The following is a 26237-nucleotide window of genomic DNA, read 5'->3' on the forward strand; positions in this document are numbered from 1 at the left end:
CAGATGAGAAATGTTGCCGACACAGCGTATATTGAGTTGACAAGCTGCATCATCTGATTCCAAACACAACTATTCGTTAAACTTGTGTTTTGCGAACATATAAAATTACCAATACATAAAACATTGATACTCTGATACATACGAAATTTGTGTCTGATACAATAAATCTTTACCCAACGATTTCATCAGAATCAAGAATGATTGTAAAAGGTCCATCATTTACAAGAGAAATTTTCATGTCTGCCCCAAAAATTCCCTGTTCTACAATTGGTACCTGTTTCTTACAATTATCAATAATGTAGTTATAAAGTTCCTTTGCCATATCTGGTTTGCCAGCACCTATAAAAGACGGTCTGTTTCCTTTTTTGCAATTTGCATATAAAGTAAACTGTGATATTAATAACAGGCTTCCTGCAACATCCTGCAATGATAAATTTGTCTTTCCTTCAGAATCTTCAAAAATACGAAGTCCAATTAGTTTTTTTATCATTTTATCTGCAATCTCTTTTGTGTCAGAATCAGATATACCGATTAACACCATAAAACCTTTCTGAATAGTTCCTGTTATCCGGTCATCTACCCGACATGTAGCTGTGCTTACACGCTGTACTATGAGTCTCATAATCTGTAGTTACTCCCTTTTCTTCGTTTTTTATAAAAAAATTCTATTAAAAATTTAACATATTTCGGATGATCTGCATACACTTTTCTACATTAAAAAATCAAATATCCTCATCAAAGTAAAAAGGCTTTGATGAGGATAAAAATTATATTAAGCATATTCTTTTTCGTATTTTATTTCTGTGCATCCATAATTTCACGGAATTTTAAAATCATATCGACACATCCATCAATACCAAGTTTTCCTGCATCAAGAGTCAAATGATAGCTGTTGGAATCGCCCCAGCGTTTGCTGGAATAATAATTGTAATAGCTGGCACGCTGTTTATCCTTTTTCTGGATCAGATCTTTCGCCTTGTTCTCTGTGATATTCAGACGTTTGCTGACAGCTTTGATACGTTTCTCCATATCTGCATGAATAAAAATGTTGATGCAGTCCGTATAATCTGCCAGTGCATAATCCGCACATCTGCCGACGATAACACAGGATTCACGATCTGCAATCTTTTTGATCGTTTCAAACTGTGCAAGGAATACTTTATGGTTCAATGGCATATCCAAAAATGGTGAAGAATTATAACTTCCAACGGAATATGTATCCATAACCAGTGAATATAAAAAACTGCTGGTTGGTTTTTCATCATGATTTTCAAAAATTTCTTCGCAAAAACCACTGTCTTTTGCCGCCTGCTGTAATAATTCTTTATCGTATAATTCGATACCAAGTCTGTCAGCAAGCGCCTCACCGACTGCTTTACCTCCGCTTCCAAATTCACGTCCAATGGTATATATCTTATTTGACATAAAAATCCCTCACTTTCTTTTGTATAATTATACTACACTTTCTCGAAAAATAAAATAATTTTTCGAAATTTAATGCAAACTTTTTAATATTTTCAAAAAATATTCCGGAAGTGGAGCCGATATTTCCATGTATTCATTCGTGCACGGATGTACAAAACCAATAGTCATGGCATGGAGTGTCTGACCCTGCGTCTTAAATGGACTTTTTCCACTGGAATATACGGTATCTCCAAGCAATGGATGACCGATACTTGCCATATGTACGCGGATCTGATGGGTTCTGCCAGTTTCTAATTTGAATTCCATGTAAGTATAATTTGAAAAACGTTCCAGTACTTTATAATGTGTGATCGCAGGTTTCCCATTCTTTTCATTGATTGCCATCTTCTTCCGGTTGGTCGGATGTCTGCCGATCGGAGCATTGATCGTCCCTTCATCATCCGTTACAACGCCATATACAATACCGCGGTATCTGCGGTTGACACTGTGTTCTTTGATCTGTTCGGCAATTTTAACGTGGCTTTCATCATTTTTGCATACAATCAGTGAACCGGTTGTGTCCATATCGATCCTGTGTACGATTCCCGGACGTATTTCACCGTTAATGCCTGAAAGACTGTCCTTACAGTGAAACATGACTGCATTGACCAAAGTACCTGAATAATGACCTGCGGATGGATGTACAACCATTCCTTTCGGTTTATTGACAACGAGAAGATCATCATCTTCATATAAAATATCAAGAGGAATATTTTCCGGGAGGATCGGTGTTTCTACAGCATCGGGAATTTCCACACATACAAGATCATCCATATGCAGACGATAATTTGCCTTTTCCTGGGAATCATTTACTGTTACATGTCCATCTTTGATTAATTTTTGAAAAAAAGAACGTGAAGGTGCATTTGAAGTACTCTCAGACTGCTCAAAAATAACGCTTAGATATTTATCTAAGCGTTCTCCTTCATATTCTGCCTCTATTTCGAAAGTTTCCTGTTTCATAAATACTCCATTCTTGTCTGATACGGTATTTCTGGCATGCAGATATTGTTATTTTTTCTTTTTTGCCGGAAGAATACGTTCAAAATCTTCTTCTTTATAAAATAACAGACATAATATTAAAAGTATTGCAGCCACAGTCACGTATATATCTGCAACGTTGAATACAGGGAAATCGATCAGCCTGAAATAGAAAAAATCAACAACATATCCCTGCATGACCCGGTCAATAAAGTTACCGATCGCACCGCCAAAAAACAGAATGGCGATTACATTGAGTAATCCGAAATGCTTTTCGGATGGAATACGCATCAGATATAAATATATGATAATCATTAAAACAATCACTGTGAAAATGATAAGTGGCCACTGTTTTCCCTGAAGGATACCAAAAGCTGCACCACGGTTCTCTAAATAACTGAGTTCAAAAACATTTTTCCATAAAACAACAGGCATCTGATCTTTCAGGTGCTTTACTGCAAGATGTTTTGTAAACTGGTCTAATAATATCAGAATAACTGAACATAAAATACCAATAATAGCTTTTTTTAAAATAGTTTTGGATTGCTGATTCATTGAGTCCTCGTTTCTTTGAAAATAATTTTATTCATGACAGACATAACGGATACCGTCAAGAATCTGTTCATCGCTTAGTTCCCGATAAATATAAGCGTTTCCAATTTCTTTTAATAGAATAAATTTAACCTGGTTTCCAACCATTTTTTTATCAGATTTTGTTGCCAAAAGGACTTCTCTGGCATCAAATCCATCAATCTGCAACGGCAGTTCAAAGAGTGATAACGCATTTTTAATCCGGGCAAAGTCTTCTGCAGAGATATGACCAAGCTGCATGGATAAATAGGATGCCGCAACAATACCAAGTCCTACACATTCTCCGTGATAAAGTGTAAAATCAGAAAGTTTTTCAATGGCATGACCAATCGTGTGTCCAAAATTAAGAAGTGCACGCTCTCCCTGTTCTTTTGGATCACGTTCGACTACATCACGTTTAATATTACAACTTACATAGATCATTTCTTCTAAAATTTGCGGATCTAATGCCCAGATATCCTTTTCATGTGCGATAAGCCATTCAAAATAGGCAGCATCTTTGATCAATCCGTGTTTGATAATCTCTCCCATTCCGGAAACAATCTGTTTCCTTGGAAGAGAATGCAGTACGGAAAGGTTCATATAGACCAGTTTAGGCTGATAAAATGCTCCAACCATATTTTTATACTGCATAAAATCAACACCTGTTTTACCGCCAATACTGCTATCCACCTGCGAAAGCAATGTGGTTGGAATCTGGATAAAATCTATTCCACGTAAGTAAGTTGCTGCTGTAAAACCGGTCAGATCACCGACTACACCACCACCAAGTGCTAACAGAATATCTTTTCTGTCAAAGTGATTTTCTATCAGAAATTGATATAATGTACCGACTGTATCTGTGTTTTTGCTTGCCTCACCAGCAGGAAAAATATGTACAAATATATTTGAAAATGACGTAGACAGCTGTTTTTTTACTTCTTCTGCATATAGAGGAGCTACGTTAGAATCAGTGACAATACAAAGTTTTCGGTCAGAATCTATTCCAAGCCGGGACAGTTCTTTACAAAGATCCTTAAAATCATTTGTTAATTCGATGGTATAAATCACATTTGTTCCATCTGTAACCGGTATGCTTTTTGACATAATAATCTCCATTTCTGCCCATATCTAATGAGCACATCACAGTAATTCCCATTCCTATACGTTTGTTTATGAGTTTTATTAACTTTGGTATAGCTGATATTTGATTTTCAGACGACCCTTATTAGTTTCTCCTGAGATGGAAATAAAATGGAACCGTCCGTGACCACGCACAGAAATAATATCATCAGGTTTGCAGATATAGGTCGGTGTCTGAATGATTTTTCCATTTGCAAATACACGTTCTGCGTGAATCAATTCCTGGGACTGGCTTCTGGATAAACGGTATACACAGGCAATGACGGCGTCAAGTCTGTTTGAGGTGATAATGCCGTCTTTATCAATTAATTCCTGATGAAAATTGATTTCGTCTGCATCTGCAATACTTAAATGAACAAGTGTGTGGCGAACCTTTGTGAGCTGTTCCATAAAATATGGGGCAACATTCTCCTCACATAAAATATAATAACAGCCATCACCCATAAGGATATCACCAATCTTTGCGCGGTCTATACCGAGTGTCATGATAGATCCCAGCAGATCGCGGTGTCCTAATTTTTCTGCAAATTTTGGATATGCTGGTTCTACTTTTAATACCGCAATCGGATATGTCCACTCATAATAAAGAGCATCAGGAATAAAAGCAATTATCTGACGCTCTGCATAAGGTATACCGCCATAGCTTTCCGTCCTTGTTACAAATTCTGATTGGCACTGGTGGTAAATATTCATTTCATTTAAATTAAGGAAATCGCTGAATAAAACGATTCCCTTCCGATCAGCCTGTCTTGAAAGATCTAACAGGCGTTTTTTACAAAGATCCTGCTCATTCATAATTAAAAATCAGTCTGAATACCCCTTGTCTCAAATGAATCCATTAAACTTAAAAAATCCCCGGAAATATCTACGGATGCCGGTGTGATAATGAAGATATAATTTGAAATCTTCTGCAGATTACCACTGATCGCAAAACATGAACCGGATGTAAAATCAATAATACGCTGTGCAATCTCAACGTCAAGACCTTCTACATTGAGCACGACAGTACGGTTTTCCAGTAAAGTCTCTGTAATCTCCCTTGCATCCTCCACGGAAGTAGGTTTGATCACACATACTTTCATACCGCCAGGACCGGCTTGCTTTTTCGCTGGCCGGATCGGCGTAACCTTTGAGGTGGATTTTGTTGAAGTGTCTTTTGAACGTTCCGAATCATAATCTTTTTCTACAGCATCACGTTTTTTTTCACGATGAAATGTCTGTTTTGGCTCGTCCTCTGTATAATCGTCATCATAATCATAGTCTTCGTTGTAAAAATCGTCATCATCATCCGGATTCAGACGCATTGCATTTAAAAATTTATCAAGAACTCCCATGTTCTCACTCCTGTTTATAATTTCTTTCACCGAAAATTCCGGTTCCAACACGCACCATGGTAGCACCCTCTTCGATTGCAACCATGTAATCGCCTGTCATTCCCATAGACAGAATTTCCATAGATACATTATCTATGTTTTTATTTGTTATGTCAACAGATAATTGTTTTATTTTTCTGAAATATAGGCGATTATCCTCTGGGTTCTCAACATAAGGTGCAATCGTCATAAGTCCTTTGATACGAATGTTTTCAAGCCTGGAAATCTCTTCCACAAGAAGGATGGCATCTTCTGCGGAAATACCAAATTTAGACTCTTCATGCGCGATATTGACTTCGACAAGAATCGGGACGATCACATTCTGTTTTTTTGCCTGAATATTAATCTCTTCTGCAAGGCGGTATGTATCTACGGAATGAATCAGTTCAACTTTTCCGACGATATATTTTACCTTGTTGCGCTGAAGATGCCCAATCATATGCCAGCGGATATCCGATGGAAGCTGTTCCATTTTACTGCAGAGCTCCTGGACTTTATTTTCACCAAAATCACGGATATTTTCATCATAGATTTCCTGTAACATCTCGACAGGCTTTGTTTTGCTTACTGCGATCAGGGTTACTTCATTACGGTTTCGACCGGCATTTTTACAAGCCTGTTCAATATTTTTCTCTACATTTGCAAGATTTTCTTTTAACATTAATTTTTCCTCCATTATTTTAACAAATCATTTTCATTGATCTTCGCTCCGTCTAAGGCTATATGGTCGTAAAGAGAAATTCCATAGGAAGTTCCTGTTTTTACGATGGTATATTCTTTACTCTGATAGAGTATATCAATCTGTTTGAAGACAGCGTAACCTTTATTGACATTATAGACACCTTTTAGTGTTGCAGTGTCTGATCCGACCCGGTAAGTTTCATTTGAATCCGGTTTTACCAGAATGTCTCCGGCAGTGACATTTTCACTGTCTATATAGTAATAATCATCCGTTGTATAATAGACGGTTGGGGAAACAAATTCAGTCGTTGTTTTTCCATTTTTATTTGTGGACGAAACAAGCAGTCCATCGGCATCAGAATCTCCACCTTTCATAAAGTAGCTGATCGGTATGGTGTAGAATTCTTTTTCGGTAATAGCAGAATTTGGAATTTTAAGTCCGGTCTGTTCGGTAAGCAGCAGCTCAATTTCCAGAAAACGATCCTTTGCATAACGTACCAGAGAATTGCGAAGTGTTAAAATCAGATATTTTTCACCACCCTTTTCTGTGATCACATAGGTAGCGTATGCTGTTTTTCCGTCCTTTATAAACTTAAGTTTAAGAGTATTATCATCCTGAAGTTCATTTGCAAGCGTATCTGCAATGGGAACGATAATCTGCCATTCTTCGTTACTGATCAGTTTATATAGAGCATCTCCGGTGGTAACGGATGTATTCTGTTTTAAATTATTTCGCTGATAAGCAGCTTCATCAAACTGTTCTTTTGAAAAATTATCTGTCGTTGTGTTTTCAAATCCGTCCGTATAATAAGCAAGGATTCCGGGGGTATCAGTTGTGACTGTATGAAAGGAAGAACCACCACCGGCAGATGTATAGTCAGCCAATCCGTTTAAAGCCTCCATACTTAATGCTTCATTCAGTGCAGAATCAATATTTTCTTTAAATGAATAAGTATTATAAAATGTCTGTGACTGATAGGAATTTTCATAATCGGAAATATCATTTTCAATTTCTAAGAGTCCCTCGGCATCCAGATTAGAAGCATCTGTACTGACATCATTGATCTTTTGGGAAACACTTCCACTTTCATCAACGGAACAGATCAGATCGCCGTATCCGACTCTCGAAGATTCCCGTACATAATAATTCAGCGAACCGGTATATTGTGATGTAACAATTGTTTCATCGCGAAGAACCAGACCACGGTAAACATTATTTTCTGCCATGGTTCCCTGTTCCACTTCATAAACGGAAATGTGTGTTGTTGTAATGTAAGAAAAGACATTAAAAACCAGATATATGAAAATAATAATAAAAATGATTACGCCAATATTTATGTTGAACGGTTTGCGATATTTTACTATTTTTTTATGTTCATTCAAAAATTTACTCACCTCTTAAAATTTTCAACATTTCTATTCTAACATTTTATTCAATAGAAAACAACGTGGATCAAAAAGTTTTGTATGAATAAAAATTTTTTTAATGTGCATACTATCTGCAAAAGGAGGCTAAAAAATGAATACAAACTGGCTTGATTACACATTGCTTACATTGGTTATTATCGGTGCAATTAACTGGGGACTGATCGGTTTTTTCAGATTTGATCTGGTGGCATTTCTTTTCGGGGACATGTCATGGCTTACAAGAATAATTTATGCACTTGTGGGAATTGGTGGATTATATCTGATCAGTCTGTTCGGAAGAATCCGTTCTGTAGGTGAATCTTAAACAACAGAATGCATACTATGCAGATATTCTATTGTTATGAAAAATATGCGGCATGGATAAAGAACTTTCCATACCGCATATTCATTCATAACAAAAGATATGTTCATATTGTGCACTACCGATATTACATATTCATTATTATAGGGAAATGACAATTTTTGCTTTTGCAATATCTGTCAGTTTAGATTCATCTTTCGATACGCTTAAGATGAATTTTACATTGTATTTTTCACTGATCACGTCGAGCTTTTGAATCGCATGATTTAAAAGCTCATCAGAATCAATTGATGCAATGGTAAGAAAACTGTCAAGATACATTTCTTCGAGGTCGTGATCCTGTGATATCACACCACAGATAAAACCGAGGAACTCATCACAGTTATCAATCAGAAAGTCATTTACATTGATCAAGCGTATTTTATTATTCAGCTCATACATGTGTTTCTGACTCTTATCCAGATATACGATATTGCCAGTTGCAGATGTGATCGATGTATTGACCTTGTTAAGCAGTTCCTTTGTCTTTCCTTTTCCCTTTTCACCTGAAATAATCTCTATCATGGTCATTTCCCTCCTGATCCTTCGATGCAACGTCCATATTCGTGAAAATGAATAAAAACGGTTCGTTTTATAAATTAATTATAGTATATAAATACAAAAAACACAATGATATTTTCAATTAATTTGCAAAACCGGATAACATTTCATTCATTAACAGATAAAGGTTTGTTTTTGCGTCTGCTTTCAGAACAATAGAAATAATTGGCTGGGATTGTTCATTCATAGAATAAAGGACAAGACAGTATCCTGCATCACCGGTTGTACCTGTTTTTCCACCGATTATGGTAAAACCGTCCGGAGCTTTTGCATGACCGCTCAGATATTGGTTTGTATTTTCCCATGTATGCTCTTCTGTTGTACCATCTGCCGCCTGATAAGTTACATCATAAGATGTTGTGCCTATAATCTGGACAAATGTTTCGTTCTGCAATGCAGCACGGAAAATCAGATACAGATCATATACGGAGGTATAATGATTTTCATCCGGAAGACCGTTTGGATTGACAAAATGAGACTGTGTTGCACCAAGTGCTGCCGCTTCCTGGTTCATCAGCGTTGCAAATTCTTCTACACTGCCTGAAATCGACTCAGCTATCGCAATTGCAGCATCATTACCACTTCGCAGCATCATACCATATAAAAGATCATCCATGCGGATCACATCTCCTGCATGAAGTCCGCAGACAGAGGAATCGGAAGCCTGATTTGCGGCATTTTCGCTGATCGTGACCGTCTGACTTAAATCTGTGCAGTACTTTAAAGCAATATATGCAGTTAGGATCTTTGTTGTGCTTGCCGGATAAAGTCTCTCATAGATATTTTTGGCATAAACAACTTCATTTGTTGCCAGATTAAAAGTACCGGCTCCTTCTGCAACCTGGGAATCAGTTGTATCCGTTCCAAGAGGAAAATCATCTGCAACACAGAGATCATTTGAAAAGTATTCCTGTGCACCGGCGGAAACTGTTGATCCAAGACCAAGGCTTCCAGTTGTCTCGTAAATATCATAAGGTTGTTCCAAGGTGACTTTTTCTTCCCCGCAGCCTGTGATACTGCCAAGTAAAAGTGTTGTCACACATACAACAGCTAGCAATCGTTTCATGTTAAAATTCCTTTCACAAAATACGCAGGATACACCAGACAAAGGTATATCCTGCGTACATATTTTTCATTTGTTTTCATTATTTGTACATTTCACGCCACTCTAAATCGCCTCTGTCTAAGGATTTGATCAGAAGCTCGGCTGTAGCAAGATTTGTAGCAAGTGGTATGTTGTGCGTATCACAGATCTTTACGACATTGTTGACATCCGGTTCATGTGACTTTGGTGTTAACGGATCACGAAGAAAAATAACAAGGTCTATTTCGTTATGTTCAATCTGAGCTCCTAACTGCTGAGCACCACCCAAATGCCCTGCCAGATATTTATGAACGTTTAAATTTGTAACTTCTTCAATCAGTCTGCCAGTTGTTCCTGTTGCGTAAAGCTCATTTTTGCAAAGTATACCCCGATAAGCGATACAGAAATTCTGCATCAGTTTCTTTTTTGAATCGTGTGCTATTAATCCAATGTTCATGTTGTAGGACCCCCTGTTGTTAATATTTTTTCGGCTGAAGCCCGACATTTAAGACAAGCCCGATACCTATATACAAAGACCATAATGATGTAAGACCATAACTGACAAACGGAAGAGTTACACCTGTATTTGGCAGAAGTCCGCTTGCCACACTGATATTAACAAAACTTTGAAATCCGACCAGTGCGCCTACACCACAACAGATCAGTCTGCCTGCTGTGTCTTTTGCTTTTCTAGCAATAAATATACACTCAATCGTGATGAAAAGCAAGAGAATTATGATCACTGCACTGCCCACAAATCCAAGTTCCTCCCCTGCAACTGCAAAAATAAAGTCATTTTGTGGTTCCAGAATAAAGTTACCATTTTTAACAGATGTAGGATCTGTATTATTAAGTCCTTTTCCCCATAAAAGACCGGAACCAATAGCCATGATGGAATTCTGCTGCTGGTAAGCAAGATCAGGATAATCATTCGGATAAAGCCATGCCATAATACGTCCAAGCTGATAAGCATGAATAAACGGAATCTTATCCTGGATGATCAGTGTCATACCGATCAGTCCGACCGGAATACAGATAATAAGAACACCGACCACCAGTTTATAATTTAAGCCTGCCATAAACAATAATGCGGCAAAAACTAAAGTAATCACGATCATAGTCGATAGATTTGGCTGTTTATAAATTAAAAACAGAGGGATTGCAAGTAATACAAAGGAAGAAACGATTAACTTTACGGAATTGATCTTTTCTTCGTGTTTCATAAAATAATATGAAAAAAATATGATCAAAAGTATTTTTACAAGCTCAGATGGCTGAAAACGGAAACCGCCGATCTCAAACCAGCGCTGTGCGCCTTTTGAAGAATCACCTGCAACAAGTACCAGCGCTAAAAGTCCGACAGCAGACAGATATATGATCCAGGAAAAACGGAGAATAAAACTGTAATCGATCAGAGATAAAATCACCATGATAATAATACCACTTACCATACCGATGATCTGTTTTTTCTGATCCCCGGGGCTTGCACTTCCAACCAGAAAGACCCCCAGGGTATTTAAAATCAGAACATACATTACCAGTATGAATTTATAATTCTTTAGTTTATAAAGTTTAGACATTATCCTACTCTCTTTTCTTGTAATCCTTTAACATTACTTTGATCTCAATGTTTTCCGGCTCAATGACAACATATTTCGTGATGACACAGCCTATTTCCTGGCGAATAAGTTCCATAGTAGCCTCATCGAGTTTGTGATGATCGGCATTCATCATCAGCTTTAAGCGCTCTTTTGCAACATTTCCGGAATGAGTCTTAAACATTCAATGCTCCTTTCACAGGTTTCTTTTTAAATAATATTTTTGAAAAAATACTGCCCTGTTTTATGTAATTTAACAGAGGCACTTCCTCACCTGTGATCCGCCGTGCAATATTGTTATAGCAGAGTTCAGAAAGTAAAGCATTCTTTTTATTTCCATCCGGATGCAGTAATGGTTCTCCGTGGTTTTGTGCTATGATGATCTGTTCATCTTCTGGAATGACACCGAGTAACGGCACATCTAAAAGTTCGCAGATATCACCGATATTTAACATATCCCCATCTTTTACCATATGTTTCCGGAAACCATTGATCAGAAGTTCTGTTTTTACTGTATAATGTTTTTTTAAAATCTGAAGTACACAGTCAGCATCGTGAATTGCAGCGATCTGAGGTGTTGTGACTACTACAATTCTGTCAGCTCCCGTAATGGCAAGTAAAAAACCCTGATCGATACCTGCGGGACTGTCAACTAATATATAATCAAAATCCTGTCTTAAATCATCAAACAGATGTTTCATCTGTACGGGATCAGGAAGACATTTTTCTTTTGTACATGATGACGGTATCACAGACAGATTCGGGAATCGTTTATCACGTATGATTGCCTGTTTTACCCGGCATCTGCCAGTTAACACATCCACCAGATTATAAAGTATCCGGTTTTCAAGTCCCATGACAACATCAAGATTTCGTAAGCCAATATCAGTATCTACCAATACAACTTTTTTATCTAACAGTGAAAGTCCTGCGCCAACGTTAGCTGTGGTTGTTGTCTTGCCAACGCCGCCTTTTCCTGAGGTAAAAGTAATCACTTCACCCATAAGGGGAACCTCCTGTTTTGATTTATTAATAAAACCCGTTGAAATAGCGGGAATTATCCATATACTAATCATTTACGCCATTTGAGATGGCATTGATATTTTCAGCCTGTCCACTTAACAGAGAATCAGCATCTTCAACTTTGAAATAGTATGCAAGGATCTTTTTGGAAACTTCTGCTGCATTATGGGAAGTATATCCATTTGCAATACGTGTTGCAATAGATATTTCCGGATTGCTGTATGGAGCATAACCGACAAATAATGCATGGTTTGGTCTGGTCAGATCTTCCTGCGCGGTACCTGTTTTTCCGGCAGCCTCTATTGGAAATCCGTCAAACTCTTTCGTATTTTCCACCACCATGCGCATACCTGTATGAATGGCATCCCAGTCGCCGCTGCTTAAAACATCAATCGTGTTACGGACTGCAGGCTCATATTGTTTTAAAGTATTTCCATCAGAATCTGTTACTTTATTTAAAAGTGTATAATTATATACGGTACCACCATTTGCAACAGCGGTAACATATCTGGCAAGCTGTATCGTGGAGTAGTTGTTATTACTCTGACCAATAGCAGCCATGACAGGGAAGCTGTCTGCAACCTGAGGTTTGCTCTCTTCAATCTCCACTCCCGTCGTTTCGTTTAAACCATAAAGAGAAGCATATTTCTGGATTTTTTCAATACCATTTTCCGCAGCATCGTTGTTATAACTCATAGCGTAATTATTGGTACTGAGACGATAGCCGACTTCATAGAAAAAGTAGTTACAGGAATCCCTGAGTGCCTCGGATACATTTATAAGACCGTGTGATCCATGGGATGAACGGTAGATCCAGCATTCCGGTTCATTACTTACATTTTTATATACACCAAGATCCTGGATCTGTTCGGTTGTGCTGATCACATGTTCTGCAAGGCCGGCTGTAGCAGATACCATTTTAAAGGTGGAACCCGGTGCCGTTCGCTGCTGGGTAGCATAATTATATAAAGGTCTTGCATTATTCTCCTGCAGACTGTTGAAATAATCAGCATCAACTGTATTTGCAAGCCGGTTTCCGTCATATCCAGGATAACTTACCAATGCGAGTACCTCACCTGTCTGTGTGTCTGTGATGACACAGGACCCGGCACATGGATCTAATGCAAGCTGGGCCGGTGTAATATCAAGATTCTGGATTTTTTCCTTGATAAAGGCAGCAGGTGCAAGTGTACCACCTGATAAGCCTGCAATATCATCTTCATCAAATGCAAGAACATTCTGATCAAACAGGATCAGGCAAAGCTGTCTTCCTGTAATTGCATCTGTCTGGATCAGGTATTCATATATGATTTTGGCGAAATCTGAATCTGTACTGATATCATTCAGAATATAATCACACAGTGCATCATATATTTCTGTTGAATCGGAATATTTCTCACTTACAGAAAATTTTGTAATATCGATCCATCCTTTGGCGATCGCATGGTTTAAATATTCCTGTGGGCCGATGGTTCCGTTCTGCCACTGGAGATAGACTTCATCCGTGGTATCAATATTTTTTCTTAACAAAATACCATTTTCACGGAGCATTTTTAAAATATAAGTAAAATAATCCTGATACTCTTCTGTCATGGATGCAAATGATGTCGGGGCATTTCCCGTCAGTTCGGTATGGATCTGATCTGTTACGGCATTCTGTCTGGCAGAAAAAATCTGCTGTACTTCCTTTTCCGTAGCAGATGCATTTTCTTCGGAAAAATGTGAGAAATCAATCACATTATTGTTGATCAGTGCAAAATAAACATCTGTGATCGGAATGTTGATATCAGATCCCGGATTATCGATGTTAGAATATACGATTCCTGCAATTTCCTGCTCTAAAAGATTGTATACAGCAATCTGCAGATCCCGGTCAATGGACAGATATACATCATTTCCGGCCTGTGGTTCTTCGTGTTCGATAACATCTACTGCTTTTCCAAGATAATCCACATAGAGCTTTTCATGCCCCTTTTCCCCTTTTAAATCGCTGTCCATATATTGTTCGATACCAAGTTTACCGACAACATCATTTAGTGTATAAGAATTATCTGTTTCTGAAAGTTTATTATATTCATCCGTGGATATTTTTCCGGTATAACCGATGATGGAAGAAAAATATTCACTGTCGTTATATTTTCGAATGGTATCTTCTAATACTTCCACACCCTGTAATTCGGCTGCGTGCTCGCTGATATAAGCGACTGATTCTTCAGATACATTCGTTGCGATCGTGGTTGCAATATATTTCTGATAGGCATTCTGTGCCATGGAAAAACGAACAACAGTAATCTTGTATGCCATTGCCTCATCATATTCGCTTCCAATGGCATAGCGGCTGCCGCTTGTCAGATACCGCATAACCTGTGCAGCAGTTGCTTCCGTTGGTTTAAAATCAAGTTTATTGCGGGAAATGATATCAGACTCATCTTCCTGCATGTTTTCAAAGGAAGTTTCTCCAAATACATCCGCCAAAAAACGTTTCCAGGTTGCACCGGATTCTTCTACATTGTAGCTGTAATTGCCATTGTCATCCATAGATATTTTAAAATCGTTGACAATGGAGTCGCCATTGGCTTCAAGTGCAGTCACAACCTGCGCGATCTCCTCATTGAGGGCAGTGTTTTTTGCTTTATTAGAACTGTAAGTACCATTGTCCTCGATTGTAATGGAATATGCCAGCTCATTGTAGGCAAGCAGATTGCCATTACGGTCATATATATTTCCACGTGTACTGTTTAAGGTACGCTCTTTGACGATTTTTAACGTGTAATTATCCTGATATTCTTTTCCGTTTACGATCTGAAGAGAAAAAACACGCCAGAGAAGAATGGAAAACAACAGGATCATTACAACTGTTGCCACAACAAGCCGTGATTTAAAAAACATACGGCATGCTTCTTTTATATTATCAAACAAATTTGCTTGCACTCCTTTTCTCGATAGCTTCCAGTTTCTGGTTGATCTTTAAAATTACAAAATACAAAAAAATTGTTATAACCATGGTATAAACCAACTCTGGTATCATTAATTGTAAAAAATAGTAGTTAAAGTCGTATCTGTTTCGAAAAAGAAACATAATAAAGTAAATCAGAAGGTTGCAGCTCAAATCACTGCCGGCGATCAGAACGAGTGGCAGTTTGATATCTTCCGGGTAAAAAAGTTTGCGGAACATTCCATTGATATAACCGATATACATATATAGAAGGCTGTAAAATCCAAGAACACCTCCACCGAAAATATCTAAGATCAGTCCGCAGAAAAAGCCGATAAAAAGCCCTTCTTTGCGTCCACGCATAAAACCAAAGGACGATGTCACAATGATCAGAAGATTTGGCGATATGGATGCAAAGGAAAGGGTATCAAAAAGTGTCGTTTGCAGCAGATAGCAGACGGCAATAATAATAAATACGGTAATCTTTCTTCTCATAAATAACCTCTGTTTCTAAGATTCTGCTGTCTGTTTCTTATTTAAAATGACAAGAACTTCTTCGATATGCTCAAAATCGACTGCCGGTGTGATGGTACCCGACTTTGTAAGATTATTAGAATCCATGCTAAGTGTACTGATATAACCGATCAGAATACCCTGCTGATAACGGTTTGATACATAAGAGGTAACGACAGGATCACCGATGGCAACTTCATTATCCTTATCGTTGAGATTGGAAAATTCAATGACCATATTTTCATTCATATCCTGTAAACTGCCATTTACGATCAGATTGTCGGATGTGGTCGACACCATACCACTGACTTTCATGGTATCATTGATGATCGAAGATACTTTTGCATAATTAGGTCCTACATCAGTAACAATTCCCACAAGACCACTTCCTGCAATCACATTCATATCCACTTCAATTCCATCGTTTGATCCCTTGTCGATCGTAAAATTGGTAAACCAGTTGCCACCGTCTTTTCCGATAACATTTGCAGCAATTTTGTCATAACTTGGGTATTTCTGGTCCAGATTTAAGAGTTCTCTTAAGTTCTCAAGCTCATATTGTTCTAACTTGATCGTATTTAATTCGGTTGTCAGATCATCTACCTGATGTTTCAGGTCTTCGTTTTCTGCCATGACGTCATTTAATTTTTTTAGATTGTCTGCTTTTTCGCCAATCCAGGTGCCAACGGAATTAATACCGCGCTGCATTGGAATAAATACATATCCGGCGACAGTATTTAATGGTCCGCCGGATATGCCAAGTGTAAAACTGAGTAATATTGCCACAATACATACACCGCTTAAGATAAGCAGTATATATTTTGTGGGAAGAACAAATTTTGGTTTTCGTCTCATACTATCCCCTAAATCAAGATCTTACTTTTCATGCTGAATGCCAGATGTTTGTATTTGCTGTCAGATACAATTTTTACAAGACCACGTACAACACACTCTTCCGGTTCTTCACAGGTATTGATATCAATGCCTGTGATATCTGCAAATAATTTATCCAGATCGTGAATCTGGGAACTTCCGCCTGTGATATAGATTCCGGAATGGATAATGTCTTTTGCAAGTTCCGGTGGTGTTTTCTCTAAGATCATTTTGATGGAATTACAGATACTTTCAAGGTTATCTTTGATAGCTTCATATACTACAGTACCGGACATTTCCATTTCAATCGGAAGACCACTTACGACATCTCTTCCGACAACGATCATCGTGTCTTCATTGCCCGGGATACCGGAACCTAAGCGTTCTTTCATGCTCTGGGCAGTTTTCTGTCCGATGACCAGATTGTAATTGCGTTTTACATAGGTAATGATGGATTCATCAATCTTATTTCCACCAAAATGAAGCAGATCACTAAGTACAAGTCCGCCAAGTGAAATAACGGAGATCTCCGTTGTATCTGCACCGATGTCTACAACCATGATACCGGTCGGTTCATTGACATCTAATCCCAACCCAACGGCATCAGCGATCGGCTTTTCACATAAAAGTACACTCTTCGGTTTCATCTTGCTCTTATAGAACATGTCAAAGAACGCTTTTTTCTCCACTTCCGTGATACTTGTTGGTACTGCGACGATAAATTCTGCACCCTTCAGGCTCCCTTTAACATGCGTTTCTAAGAAGAGCTGTATCATGGACTGAAGATTGTTGAAATCTGCGATGACACCTGTTGTAACAGGGAATGTCACATGGATAGACTCCGGAGCCTTTTCATACATTGCGTATGCCGAGTTACCATAAGCGTAGATCTCATCTTTATTTTTTAATGCGATCGTGTTTTTTTCATTTAAGATCTTGTTGGAAGATTTGCAGTAAATCTTCATATTGCATGTTCCAAGATCAATACCGTATACGTTGTTTGTCATTGTTCTCTCCCTTTGGAACGCGGTTTATACCACGATCCTGTTATTTTCTCTGTAACTAAAGTAAGAATGATCCCCGATAATAACATGGTCGGAAAGCGGAATGCCCATCAGTTGTCCACAGTTTAAAATGCGTTTTGTGACAATATCATCTGCATGGGACGGTTCTGGTATACCACTTGGATGATTATGGACTAAGATAAGATGTGCTGCATGACAATTGATTGCTGTCTCGAAAACTTCGCGTGGTGAAACAATTGTTTCATTTGCGCTGCCGATAGAAAGCAGTTTATCACCTTTCATGTGACATTTATTGTCGAACATACAGATAATCAGATGTTCTTTGCTTTCATGACGCAGATGTTCCATATAGTAATCTGCGATTGTTTTTGGGTTCGTCATACAGATATCAGGAGCTGACCGTGTCTGTGCAATCCGTTTTGATAATTCTGCAATGCATTTTAACTGGATTGCCTTTACCGGGCCAATTCCACGTATTTTCTGCATCTTTTCAAATGGAATATCATAGAGATTTAATAAATTGCGCTGACCATCATTTAGCAGATTCTGCGCGACTTCCACAGACTTTAGACCACTTGTCCCTGAACGGATGATCACTGCTAAAAGCTCCGCATCACTTAGGTATTCCGGTCCATATGTAAGAAACTTTTCATATGGTTTTTCCGAATCCGGCAATTCTTTTACCGTAGTATTTTTGTTCATGAATGCTCCCTTTCTACTCTCCCGGGAAGCATAAAGATCTATTACCATAAACAACAGCCTGTACGCATTGTATGGGCAAACTTGTTGTTATGAATAAATCACATTATATTTTATCATAACAAGTCAAGGTCGACAAGTTTTCGTTCCTTAAGTTTTTGTAAAGATTTCAGAATACCCAGTTTTGCATGGTACCAGGTCAGTCCGCCCTGAAAATAAACGGCATATGGAGGCTTGATCGGACCATCTGCACTCAGCTCAATGGATGATCCCTGAACAAAAGCACCTGCAGCCATAATAACATCACTGTCATATCCAGGCATTGCCCATGGTTCCGGTGTTACATAGCTGTCAACCGGAGCAGCCGCCTGAATCCCTTCGCAAAAAGCGATCAGTGCATCCGGATTGTGGAATGAAACTGCCTGAATGATATCGTGGCGGCTTTCACTGCCGTTTGGAACAACTTCGAATCCAAGTTTTTCATAGATATTTGCTGCAAAGATCGCTCCCTTTAATGCACCACTTACTACAGTAGGTGCAAGGAAAAATCCCTGATAGAAAGACTGGATAACGCCTAATGATGCACCGACTTCTTTTCCAAGTCCCGGAGAAGTCAGGCGATAAGCCGCATTTTCAACACATTCTTTTTTTCCAACGATATAACCGCCGATCGGTGCAAGACCGCCGCCCGGATTTTTGATCAGGGAACCTACGATCATATCTGCTCCGACCTCAAGAGGCTCACGTTCTTCTACAAATTCACCGTAACAGTTATCTACCATACAGATGACGTCCGGCTTAATTTTTTTGATAAACGAGATCAATTCTCCAATACGTGCCACAGAAAGTGTTGGTCTTGTTGCGTATCCTTTGGATCGCTGGATCGTTACGAGTTTTGTGCGCCCATTAATCGCTTCTTTGATGTGGTCATAATCGAAACTTCCGTCCGGCAGAAGATCTACCTGACGATAGGATACGCCGTATTCTGCCAGCGATCCCTTAGATGGGCGGATACCGATTACTTCCTCTAACGTGTCATATGGTTTTCCGACCGGGGACAACAGTTCGTCTCCCGGACGAAGGTTAGACATTAAAGCAAGCGCCAGTGCATGTGTGCCGCAGGTGATCTGCGGGCGTACTAAAGCATCTTCTCCTTTAAAGCAGGATGCATATACTTTTTCTAATGTATCACGTCCGAGATCATTATAACCGTATCCGGAGGACATGTTAAAGCATTCTGCACTTACACGGTTATCCTGCATAGCTTTGATCACTTTTAACTGATTATATTCAGCCGTTGCATCAATCGCTTCAAAACGCTCTTTTAAGGAGGCTTCGATCTTTTCTCCAAATTCATATACTTCTCTTGAAATACCAAGAGCTTCATACTGTTCTTCCATCCATTTATTCATGACTGATTATTTCCTTTTCCTGTAAAATTGATATCATATCTGTTAAAATTGCTGCATCATCATAGCCAAATGTCTGCTTGTCGATCCAGATCACATCGCGCTCTCTTTTAAACCACGTTAACTGGCGTTTGGCAAAATGACGGGTTTCCCGTTTGATGATATAGACGGCTTCCTCTAAGGTGTATTCGCCGTCTAAATATGCAAGTATCTCCTTATAGCCGAGTCCCTGCATGGAAACCATTTCCCGGCTGCACCCCATATCTTTTAATTTTTGAACTTCATTTACCAGTCCTGCTTCTATCATCGCATCTACACGTTTGTCAATGCGCTCATACAATTTTGCGCGTTCATCGTTAAGAACAAAATAGGCAAAATTATAAGGAGATTGTTTTTGACGCTCCGTTTCATTGTGTTCAGATATTTTCTGACCCGATAAATGATAAAATTCCAAAGCCCGGATCACACGTTTGACATTATTGGCATGAATCGCCTCCGCAGATGCAGGGTCGACTTTGCGCAGCATTTCATGCAGATATCCGGCTCCGTGTTCTTTTGCCTGTTCCTCTAATTGTCTGCGGTATGCCTCATCACACTGCTGCTCTGTAAAATCAATATCGTACAAAAGTGCCTGAATATAAAATCCGGTGCCGCCGGCTATGATCGGGATTTTCCCCGCCGCATAGATTTCTTTTAAATATTCTTTTGCCATCGTTGTAAAACGCACAACATGAAATTCTTCGTCAGGTTCTAATTCATCGATCATATAATGCGTAATACCCTGCATTTCCTCCGGCATAATCTTGGCAGAGCCGATATCCATATGGCGGTAGACCTGCATGGAGTCTGCAGAGATGACCGCTCCGTTTATTTTTTTTGCAAGTTCTACCGAGAGGGCACTTTTTCCCACCGCGGTAGGACCGGTCAGAATAATCATTGGTTTTTGATTCATATCAGACAATCCTTTTAAATTTCTTTTCGATTTCATATTTTGTCATGGAAATGATCGTCGGGCGTCCATGTGGGCAGTTATATGGATTTTCCAGTTCTAACAGTTCATCAATGAGCCGCTCCGCCTCCGGTCTGCTGATGTGCTGGTTTCCCTTGATCGCAGCCTTACAGGACATAGAAGCAACTTTCTCCATAATAGCATTGGGAGAATCATTTCCGTTAATATTTGCAAAATCATCTAACATTTCAAGAAACATTGTTTTTGTGTCGATTCCTGTAAAATCAGCCGGAATGGCAGTTACTGCATATTCTTTTCCGCCAAACGGCTCGATCTCATACCCGAATGTATCAATCTGTGCCTTATATTTTTCAAGCATTTCAATTTCTTCAAGGCTTAATGTTAAAATGATCGGCGGACTTAACGTCTGTGATGAAAATGTTTTTTCATGAACTTTTTTCATTGTTTTCTCATAAAGTACTTTTTCATGTGCCGCATGCTGATCAATGATGAACAGCTTATCCTCATATTCCACCATCCAGTAGGTGTCGAAGAGCTGTCCGATGATCTTATGGCGCTTTTGGGCATCTTTAGTCAGAAAACCTTCGGAGACTGCTGCAAGTTCCTGCTGCTCGTAAGTGACTGTTGACTCTGGGGAAGGTGCCGGTGTCTTTTCTGGCAGGCTTTTGGCTGGTTTATCTGTTGGCATTAGCTGCGGTACTGGTTTGGAAACGGTGTATGTATTAGTTTCCGATACCCGGTCTGCGGACTGCCCTGCATCAGTCTCATGCGCAAGGTTATGTTCTGTACTTGCAGAAGGTCGTTTTAGCTGCATATCGGACGAATTATCAGAACCGGCCGGTTCTTTCTTTGGAAGCAGTGAATTAAAAATCGAAAGATTTTCCGGCGGTGCTGATTCCTTCTGAGGTATTGCATTTTGCACTGAAACTGCTGCCTGCGATCGGACTGGCTCATTCTGCGGCACAGTTCCTTTGCGTGGCATTCCCGCCTGCCCCTGCGCATACACATCCTGCGGCTGGAACCTATGCCCACTCCGTACTGTCTCAACCCCCCGCCGCTCAAATGGCTCCGGCAGTGGTGCTTTGATGTTTTCCCGTTTTTGTACCTTTTCTTCCTGCACCGGCACTTCCGGGATAAAATCTTTGTGTGTCAATGTTCCCCGGATGATTTCAAACAGTGTTTTATAAATCGCTTCATTGTTTGAAAAACGAAGTTCCATCTTTGTCGGGTGTACGTTGACATCCAACAGATCCGTATCCATCGTAAAGTACAGAACACAAAACGGATACTGGTGCTGCATCAGAAATCCCTTATAGGCTTCTTCAATTGACTTTGAGAGCAGTGCACTCTTTATATAACGTCCATTGATAAAATAATTTTCAAAATTACGGTTTCCACGGGAAATTATGGGTTTCCCGATAAATCCTTTGAGATGAAAATATTCGTTTTTATGATCGATTTCCAAAAGACCGGAGGTGATATCCCTGCCATAGATATGATAGATCATATCTTTTTCCCTGGAATTGCCGGAAGTATGCATTTTTGTCTGCCCGTTATTGATAAATTTAAAGGAAACATCCGGATGTGACAGAGCAAGCCGTTCCATCAGATCGTTGATGTAATTGCCCTCTGTCTGTGCGGTCTTTAAAAATTTACGTCTTGCCGGGGTATTATAAAAAAGGTTACGTACGATAAAGGTGGTTCCCTCCGGTGCACCGATCTCTTCATTTTCCTTTTCTTTTGATCCCTCAATGACATAGCGGGTACCTGTCAGTTCGCCATAGGTCTTTGTGATCAGTTCGACCTGCGATACTGCGGCGATACTGGAAAGTGCCTCACCGCGGAATCCTAAAGAAGTGATGCTCATTAGATCTTCCACGCTTTTGATCTTACTGGTCGAATGGCGCAAAAACGCCACCGGTACCTGCGCACGCTCAATACCACAGCCATTGTCAGTGATGCGGACAAATGAGATACCGCCCTCTTTAACCTCAACAGTAATGGCAGTCGCTTTTGCATCAATGGCATTTTCTACCAGTTCCTTTACCACAGAGGAAGGGCGTTCTACTACTTCCCCTGCAGCAATCTTATCAATTGTCTCCTGACTGAGCAGTGTAATTTCCGGCATACAGATTCACCTCGTTGTATCAATCGTTTCTGTTGTGTTTTTTGCAGATGTGCTTATGGTCTCGGCATTTTCGGAACACCGGATACCGGTTTGCCGCACGGTCTTGTCTCGGAACAGTATCCGAAATAATCGCATTTTGGCATAAATAAATTCTCGGTGATCCAGCGCCATTCCTCGGAATACTCAGAAAGTGCTTTTATGATATCACCGAACAGCTGACGGAATTCCCAGTATGCGCGGTTACACATTCTCTGATGACTCATCTCCGCTAAACTGCGCAGATTTCTCTTATCTACGATAGATGCTGTCATACCAAGCGGCAGTCCGTTTGCAACATCTTCCTTTGGAATACCGTAATCTTCCTGAAGAGAACGGCATTCTTCATTGATATGAGCCATCAATGCCTGATATTTTTCCAATGCTTCTTCGTTGTTTTTGATTGACGGCGGGATGATGTAGTCAAATCCGCGTCCGGCATAATTGATGTAGCGTGTGCTTGACTGTAAACGTGTTGGTGAACCGCCGATATGTGTATACCATTCACGCTCTACTCTTGCTGAATAACCGGAAATGATCATTTCTACATTTACATATTCCATGACCCTTCCATGTCCGGAAATGATACAGTCCATACCTCTCTTATAATTCTTTGCCGGATCTTCTATATTTCCTCCCCAGCAGACACCGGCACGCTGTCCCATCAGTGTGATCGGGTTTTTCGTGGTTTCCGGTAAAATTGTAATTGTGCCCATAAATTTTATTCTCCATTTCTACCATCGGTTTTTTATTTTATTCTGTAATTCATAAAGTTTGTTTAACGCCTCGATCGGTGTTAGGTTTCCAACATCGATCGTCTTTAATTCTTCTAATATATCGTCGTCTTTTACGGTATCAAATAAAGACATCTGTGTCAAATCAACTTCGTCAAGACGCTCTTTTTTCTTTTTATTTCCTGATGCTGCGGGTGTGATGTTTTTCGTGACGGATGTAATATCGTTTGCGCTTAACTCTTCCACGATCTCCTTCGCACGTTCAATGACAGAATCCGGAACACCGGCAAGTTTTGCAACCTGGATACCATAACTCTTGTCTGCACCGCCCTGCACGATCTTACGTAAGAATACAATGTCATCGCCTTTTTCTTTTACGGCAATGCAGTAGTTGTGCACATTGTTCAGTTTCCCTTCCAGCTCGGTCAGCTCGTGATAATGTGTTGCAAACAGTGTTTTTGCGCCGAGCAGGCGTGGATTGCTGATATGTTCGACCACTGCCCATGCAATACTTAAACCGTCAAAAGTACTTGTTCCTCGTCCGATCTCATCGAGTACCAGAAGAGAGTTTGATGTCGCATTACGCAGAATATTGGCGACTTCATTCATCTCCACCATAAAAGTGCTCTGGCCGCTCGCTAAGTCGTCTGACGCGCCGACACGTGTAAAGATACGGTCAACAATGCCGATCTTAGCAGATGAAGCAGGAACAAAACTTCCGATCTGTGCCATCAGAACGATCAGTGCAGCCTGCCTCATATAGGTGGATTTACCAGCCATGTTCGGTCCGGTTATGATGGCTATCCGGTTATTTCCGTTGTCTAAATATGTATCGTTATCGATAAACATATCATTGGTAATCATTTTTTCGACAACCGGATGTCTGCCGCCTTTGATATCGATCACACCACTGCCTGTCATCTTTGGTCTGCAGTAATTATTCTGATCGGCAACAACTGCAAGTGAAACAAAAACATCCAGGTTTGCGATCGCTTTTGCTGTGCGCTGGATACGGACAACTTCTTCTGCAATTTTGTTGCGGACCTCACAGAACAGATCATATTCTAAGCTGACAAGTTTGTCCTCCGCACCTAAGATCATATCTTCTAATTCTTTTAATTCCGGTGTAATGTAGCGCTCTGCATTGGCAAGTGTCTGCTTCCTTGTAAAGTAATCCGGTACCAGATCTTTGTAAGAATTGGTTACTTCCAGATAATAACCGAACACTTTGTTGTATTTGATCTTTAAATTTTTGATTCCTGTTTTTTCACGTTCTTTTGCTTCTAATTCTGCAAGCCAGGTCTTGCCTTCTGTTTTTGCATTGCGGTATTTATCGACATCTTCGTTATAGCCTTCTTTGATCAGACCACCCTCCCGTACAGATATAGGAGGTTCCTCCATGATTGAATTATCAATGAGTGAACACAGTTCCTCCATGGAATCAATATCATTCTGGATATTTTTTAACAATGCACCGTCAAACTCATCAAGCAGAGATTTGATCGGAGGAAGCATGCTGATTGAATTTTTAAATGCGATCAGGTCACGCGGGTTGGCTGTCCGGTAAGTCACACGGGTGATCAGACGTTCGAGATCGTAGATAGGATTTAAGTATTCGCGTAATTCCTCTCTTGTGATCACATGATCATTTAATTCACCGATAGCTTCCTGACGCAGTTCGATCTCTGCCTTATCGATCAGTGGCTGCTCTACATAAGCGCGGAGTGTTCTCGCACCCATTGCAGTTTTGGTCTTGTCTAATACCCATAACAGTGAACCACGTTTTTGTTTCTCCCGCAGCGTCTCTACCAGTTCTAAGTTGCGTCTGGTCGAACTGTCAATGATCATATATTTTCCGGTTGAATACGGATGAATGGAAGAAAGATTACCAAGGTCATTTTTCTGTGTTTCATACAGATAACGGAGCAATGCGCCTGCTGCGATCGTACCGCATGCATAATCAGATAAGCCTAATCCTTCAAGACTCTGTACTTTAAAATGTTCTTTTAAGGTATTCTCTGCTGTCTCATCACTGAAATACCAGGATTCCAGTGAATAAACTGCGATACCGAGACGGTGTTTCATATCAGAAAGATCGACTCCGCTCATGTAAAAACTTTCATTGCAGATGATTTCTGACGGTGTAAATTTATTGATCTCATCAATGAGCTTGCGTTCGGAATCTACCTCTGTGACGAAATAGTCTCCAGTTGAAATATCAGCCAGTGAAATACCGTATTTATCCGCAAGATAAACGATACACATGATGTAATTATTCTTAGATTCATCGAGAGCCTGCATGTCTGTGTTTGTTCCAGGTGTAACGATGCGGATCACTTCCCGTTTTACTAATCCTTTTGCGAGTTTCGGATCTTCCACCTGCTCACAGATCGCAACTTTATGACCGTTTGCAACCAGTTTATTCAAGTACCCTTCCACTGCATGATAAGGTACTCCACACATCGGCGCACGCTCCTCGGTACCGCAGCTTTTACCGGTCAATGTCAGTTCAAGTTCTTTCGATACAACGATCGCATCATCAAAAAACATCTCATAAAAATCACCGAGTCTGTAAAATAAAATGCAATCTTTATATTCTTCTTTGGTTTTTAAATATTGCTGCATCATAGGTGTATATTCTGCCACGTTCTTAACCTCTGTTCTTCCTT

The 26237-nt window shown here is 39.7% G+C and carries 26 protein-coding genes; 1 reads left to right on the forward strand and 25 read right to left on the reverse strand.

The features are described from left to right. Positions 1 to 169: 169 nt before the first annotated feature. The 9 genes from dtd to DW650_RS00960 all read right to left on the reverse strand — a co-directional run bounded on the left by dtd (position 170) and on the right by DW650_RS00960 (position 7607). Positions 170 to 622 carry a D-aminoacyl-tRNA deacylase gene (gene dtd, locus DW650_RS00920; RefSeq protein ID WP_117922141.1) on the reverse strand — a complete coding sequence of 151 codons (453 nt, stop codon included), beginning with the start codon at positions 620 to 622 and terminating at the stop codon, positions 170 to 172. 173 nt (positions 623 to 795) lie between these two features. Further along, positions 796 to 1425 carry a cytidylate kinase-like family protein gene (locus DW650_RS00925; protein WP_117922140.1) on the reverse strand — a complete coding sequence of 210 codons (630 nt, stop codon included), beginning with the start codon at positions 1423 to 1425 and terminating at the stop codon, positions 796 to 798. A gap of 69 nt (positions 1426 to 1494) precedes the next feature. Beyond that, positions 1495 to 2427 carry an RluA family pseudouridine synthase gene (locus tag DW650_RS00930; protein WP_117922139.1) on the reverse strand — a complete coding sequence of 311 codons (933 nt, stop codon included), beginning with the start codon at positions 2425 to 2427 and terminating at the stop codon, positions 1495 to 1497. Between the two features lie 48 nt (positions 2428 to 2475). Then, on the reverse strand, positions 2476 to 3000 hold the full coding sequence (gene lspA / locus DW650_RS00935) for a signal peptidase II (RefSeq protein ID WP_117922138.1): 525 nt from the start codon (positions 2998 to 3000) through the stop codon (positions 2476 to 2478). A 27-nt stretch (positions 3001 to 3027) separates the two neighbouring features. After that, entirely contained in the window at positions 3028 to 4122 is a 1095-nt protein-coding gene (gene aroB, locus DW650_RS00940; protein ID WP_118208839.1) for a 3-dehydroquinate synthase, read from the reverse strand. Positions 4123 to 4200: 78 nt separating this feature from the next. Next, positions 4201 to 4953, reverse strand: coding sequence for a YlmH family RNA-binding protein (locus tag DW650_RS00945; RefSeq protein WP_117921477.1), 753 nt, complete (start codon positions 4951 to 4953; stop codon positions 4201 to 4203). A 2-nt stretch (positions 4954 to 4955) separates the two neighbouring features. Continuing rightward, positions 4956 to 5492 (reverse strand): cell division protein SepF, encoded by a 537-nt coding sequence (locus DW650_RS00950; protein WP_117921475.1) that lies wholly within the window; start codon positions 5490 to 5492, stop codon positions 4956 to 4958. A 4-nt stretch (positions 5493 to 5496) separates the two neighbouring features. Then, entirely contained in the window at positions 5497 to 6192 is a 696-nt protein-coding gene (locus DW650_RS00955) for a YggS family pyridoxal phosphate-dependent enzyme (RefSeq protein ID WP_117921473.1), read from the reverse strand. Between the two features lie 14 nt (positions 6193 to 6206). Then, entirely contained in the window at positions 6207 to 7607 is a 1401-nt protein-coding gene (locus tag DW650_RS00960; RefSeq protein WP_118208840.1) for an HlyD family efflux transporter periplasmic adaptor subunit, read from the reverse strand. 124 nt (positions 7608 to 7731) lie between these two features. On the opposite strand from DW650_RS00960, the gene DW650_RS00965 reads away from it, so the two are divergent. Further along, positions 7732 to 7944, forward strand: a complete 213-nt coding sequence (locus DW650_RS00965) for a DUF378 domain-containing protein (RefSeq protein ID WP_117921469.1) — start codon at positions 7732 to 7734, stop codon at positions 7942 to 7944. A gap of 138 nt (positions 7945 to 8082) precedes the next feature. Here DW650_RS00965 and DW650_RS00970 read toward each other — a convergent pair whose 3' ends face one another. The 16 genes from DW650_RS00970 to mutS all read right to left on the reverse strand — a co-directional run bounded on the left by DW650_RS00970 (position 8083) and on the right by mutS (position 26196). After that, positions 8083 to 8505: a hypothetical protein gene (locus DW650_RS00970; protein ID WP_015560543.1), complete on the reverse strand. Its 423-nt coding sequence runs from the start codon at positions 8503 to 8505 to the stop codon at positions 8083 to 8085. 118 nt (positions 8506 to 8623) lie between these two features. Next, positions 8624 to 9607 (reverse strand): D-alanyl-D-alanine carboxypeptidase family protein, encoded by a 984-nt coding sequence (locus tag DW650_RS00975; RefSeq protein WP_117921490.1) that lies wholly within the window; start codon positions 9605 to 9607, stop codon positions 8624 to 8626. A 79-nt stretch (positions 9608 to 9686) separates the two neighbouring features. Next, complete coding sequence (locus tag DW650_RS00980) at positions 9687 to 10082, reverse strand: methylglyoxal synthase (RefSeq protein WP_006858330.1); 396 nt, start codon at positions 10080 to 10082, stop codon at positions 9687 to 9689. 19 nt (positions 10083 to 10101) lie between these two features. Continuing rightward, positions 10102 to 11205: an FtsW/RodA/SpoVE family cell cycle protein gene (locus DW650_RS00985; protein WP_118208841.1), complete on the reverse strand. Its 1104-nt coding sequence runs from the start codon at positions 11203 to 11205 to the stop codon at positions 10102 to 10104. Between the two features lie 4 nt (positions 11206 to 11209). Beyond that, positions 11210 to 11407 carry a cell division topological specificity factor MinE gene (locus DW650_RS00990; RefSeq protein WP_117921465.1) on the reverse strand — a complete coding sequence of 66 codons (198 nt, stop codon included), beginning with the start codon at positions 11405 to 11407 and terminating at the stop codon, positions 11210 to 11212. Continuing rightward, positions 11400 to 12227: a septum site-determining protein MinD gene (minD, locus tag DW650_RS00995; protein WP_118208842.1), complete on the reverse strand. Its 828-nt coding sequence runs from the start codon at positions 12225 to 12227 to the stop codon at positions 11400 to 11402. The genes DW650_RS00990 and minD overlap by 8 nt, the downstream gene beginning before the upstream one ends. A gap of 64 nt (positions 12228 to 12291) precedes the next feature. Further along, positions 12292 to 15135 (reverse strand): penicillin-binding transpeptidase domain-containing protein, encoded by a 2844-nt coding sequence (locus DW650_RS01000; RefSeq protein WP_243102829.1) that lies wholly within the window; start codon positions 15133 to 15135, stop codon positions 12292 to 12294. Between the two features lie 22 nt (positions 15136 to 15157). Next, positions 15158 to 15676, reverse strand: coding sequence for a rod shape-determining protein MreD (gene mreD / locus DW650_RS01005; protein WP_118208844.1), 519 nt, complete (start codon positions 15674 to 15676; stop codon positions 15158 to 15160). 15 nt (positions 15677 to 15691) lie between these two features. Further along, positions 15692 to 16549 carry a rod shape-determining protein MreC gene (gene mreC / locus DW650_RS01010; RefSeq protein WP_118208845.1) on the reverse strand — a complete coding sequence of 286 codons (858 nt, stop codon included), beginning with the start codon at positions 16547 to 16549 and terminating at the stop codon, positions 15692 to 15694. Between the two features lie 8 nt (positions 16550 to 16557). Next, on the reverse strand, positions 16558 to 17574 hold the full coding sequence (locus DW650_RS01015) for a rod shape-determining protein (RefSeq protein WP_117921455.1): 1017 nt from the start codon (positions 17572 to 17574) through the stop codon (positions 16558 to 16560). 24 nt (positions 17575 to 17598) lie between these two features. Then, entirely contained in the window at positions 17599 to 18294 is a 696-nt protein-coding gene (gene radC, locus DW650_RS01020; RefSeq protein WP_186898776.1) for a RadC family protein, read from the reverse strand. A gap of 113 nt (positions 18295 to 18407) precedes the next feature. Continuing rightward, entirely contained in the window at positions 18408 to 19703 is a 1296-nt protein-coding gene (locus DW650_RS01025; RefSeq protein WP_118208846.1) for a methionine gamma-lyase family protein, read from the reverse strand. Beyond that, positions 19696 to 20652, reverse strand: coding sequence for a tRNA (adenosine(37)-N6)-dimethylallyltransferase MiaA (gene miaA / locus DW650_RS01030; RefSeq protein ID WP_118208847.1), 957 nt, complete (start codon positions 20650 to 20652; stop codon positions 19696 to 19698). Before miaA ends, DW650_RS01025 begins: the two co-directional genes overlap by 8 nt. Position 20653: 1 nt before the next feature. After that, complete coding sequence (gene mutL, locus DW650_RS01035; protein ID WP_118208848.1) at positions 20654 to 22798, reverse strand: DNA mismatch repair endonuclease MutL; 2145 nt, start codon at positions 22796 to 22798, stop codon at positions 20654 to 20656. A 53-nt stretch (positions 22799 to 22851) separates the two neighbouring features. Continuing rightward, entirely contained in the window at positions 22852 to 23550 is a 699-nt protein-coding gene (locus DW650_RS01040; protein ID WP_117921445.1) for an FAD-dependent thymidylate synthase, read from the reverse strand. Between the two features lie 18 nt (positions 23551 to 23568). Further along, positions 23569 to 26196, reverse strand: coding sequence for a DNA mismatch repair protein MutS (mutS, locus tag DW650_RS01045; protein WP_118209030.1), 2628 nt, complete (start codon positions 26194 to 26196; stop codon positions 23569 to 23571). Positions 26197 to 26237 lie beyond the last annotated feature (41 nt).

Origin of the sequence: Roseburia sp. AM23-20 (genome assembly GCF_003470905.1) — a bacterium.
GTDB classification, from domain to species: Bacteria; Bacillota; Clostridia; order Lachnospirales; family Lachnospiraceae; genus Roseburia; species Roseburia rectibacter.

Bases quoted from the DNA above. Each gene is read 5' to 3' on its own strand.
- DW650_RS00950 (WP_117921475.1), bottom strand. From the start codon at position 5,492: ATGGGAGTTCTTGATAAATTTTTAAATGCAATGCGTCTGAATCCGGAT.
- DW650_RS00925 (WP_117922140.1), bottom strand. From the start codon at position 1,425: ATGTCAAATAAGATATATACCATTGGACGTGAATTTGGAAGCGGAGGT.
- radC (WP_186898776.1), bottom strand. From the start codon at position 18,294: ATGAACAAAAATACTACGGTAAAAGAATTGCCGGATTCGGAAAAACCA.
- mreC (WP_118208845.1), bottom strand. From the start codon at position 16,549: ATGAGACGAAAACCAAAATTTGTTCTTCCCACAAAATATATACTGCTT.
- DW650_RS00965 (WP_117921469.1), top strand. From the start codon at position 7,732: ATGAATACAAACTGGCTTGATTACACATTGCTTACATTGGTTATTATC.
- DW650_RS01040 (WP_117921445.1), bottom strand. From the start codon at position 23,550: ATGGGCACAATTACAATTTTACCGGAAACCACGAAAAACCCGATCACA.
- minD (WP_118208842.1), bottom strand. From the start codon at position 12,227: ATGGGTGAAGTGATTACTTTTACCTCAGGAAAAGGCGGCGTTGGCAAG.
- DW650_RS00975 (WP_117921490.1), bottom strand. From the start codon at position 9,607: ATGAAACGATTGCTAGCTGTTGTATGTGTGACAACACTTTTACTTGGC.
- DW650_RS00930 (WP_117922139.1), bottom strand. From the start codon at position 2,427: ATGAAACAGGAAACTTTCGAAATAGAGGCAGAATATGAAGGAGAACGC.
- DW650_RS00945 (WP_117921477.1), bottom strand. From the start codon at position 4,953: ATGAATGAGCAGGATCTTTGTAAAAAACGCCTGTTAGATCTTTCAAGA.
- DW650_RS01025 (WP_118208846.1), bottom strand. From the start codon at position 19,703: ATGAATAAATGGATGGAAGAACAGTATGAAGCTCTTGGTATTTCAAGA.
- mutL (WP_118208848.1), bottom strand. From the start codon at position 22,798: ATGCCGGAAATTACACTGCTCAGTCAGGAGACAATTGATAAGATTGCT.
- DW650_RS00980 (WP_006858330.1), bottom strand. From the start codon at position 10,082: ATGAACATTGGATTAATAGCACACGATTCAAAAAAGAAACTGATGCAG.
- lspA (WP_117922138.1), bottom strand. From the start codon at position 3,000: ATGAATCAGCAATCCAAAACTATTTTAAAAAAAGCTATTATTGGTATT.
- DW650_RS01000 (WP_243102829.1), bottom strand. From the start codon at position 15,135: ATGTTTTTTAAATCACGGCTTGTTGTGGCAACAGTTGTAATGATCCTG.
- DW650_RS00985 (WP_118208841.1), bottom strand. From the start codon at position 11,205: ATGTCTAAACTTTATAAACTAAAGAATTATAAATTCATACTGGTAATG.
- aroB (WP_118208839.1), bottom strand. From the start codon at position 4,122: ATGTCAAAAAGCATACCGGTTACAGATGGAACAAATGTGATTTATACC.
- DW650_RS00990 (WP_117921465.1), bottom strand. From the start codon at position 11,407: ATGTTTAAGACTCATTCCGGAAATGTTGCAAAAGAGCGCTTAAAGCTG.
- mutS (WP_118209030.1), bottom strand. From the start codon at position 26,196: ATGATGCAGCAATATTTAAAAACCAAAGAAGAATATAAAGATTGCATT.
- dtd (WP_117922141.1), bottom strand. From the start codon at position 622: ATGAGACTCATAGTACAGCGTGTAAGCACAGCTACATGTCGGGTAGAT.
- DW650_RS00970 (WP_015560543.1), bottom strand. From the start codon at position 8,505: ATGATAGAGATTATTTCAGGTGAAAAGGGAAAAGGAAAGACAAAGGAA.
- mreD (WP_118208844.1), bottom strand. From the start codon at position 15,676: ATGAGAAGAAAGATTACCGTATTTATTATTATTGCCGTCTGCTATCTG.
- DW650_RS01015 (WP_117921455.1), bottom strand. From the start codon at position 17,574: ATGACAAACAACGTATACGGTATTGATCTTGGAACATGCAATATGAAG.
- miaA (WP_118208847.1), bottom strand. From the start codon at position 20,652: ATGAATCAAAAACCAATGATTATTCTGACCGGTCCTACCGCGGTGGGA.
- DW650_RS00955 (WP_117921473.1), bottom strand. From the start codon at position 6,192: ATGTTAAAAGAAAATCTTGCAAATGTAGAGAAAAATATTGAACAGGCT.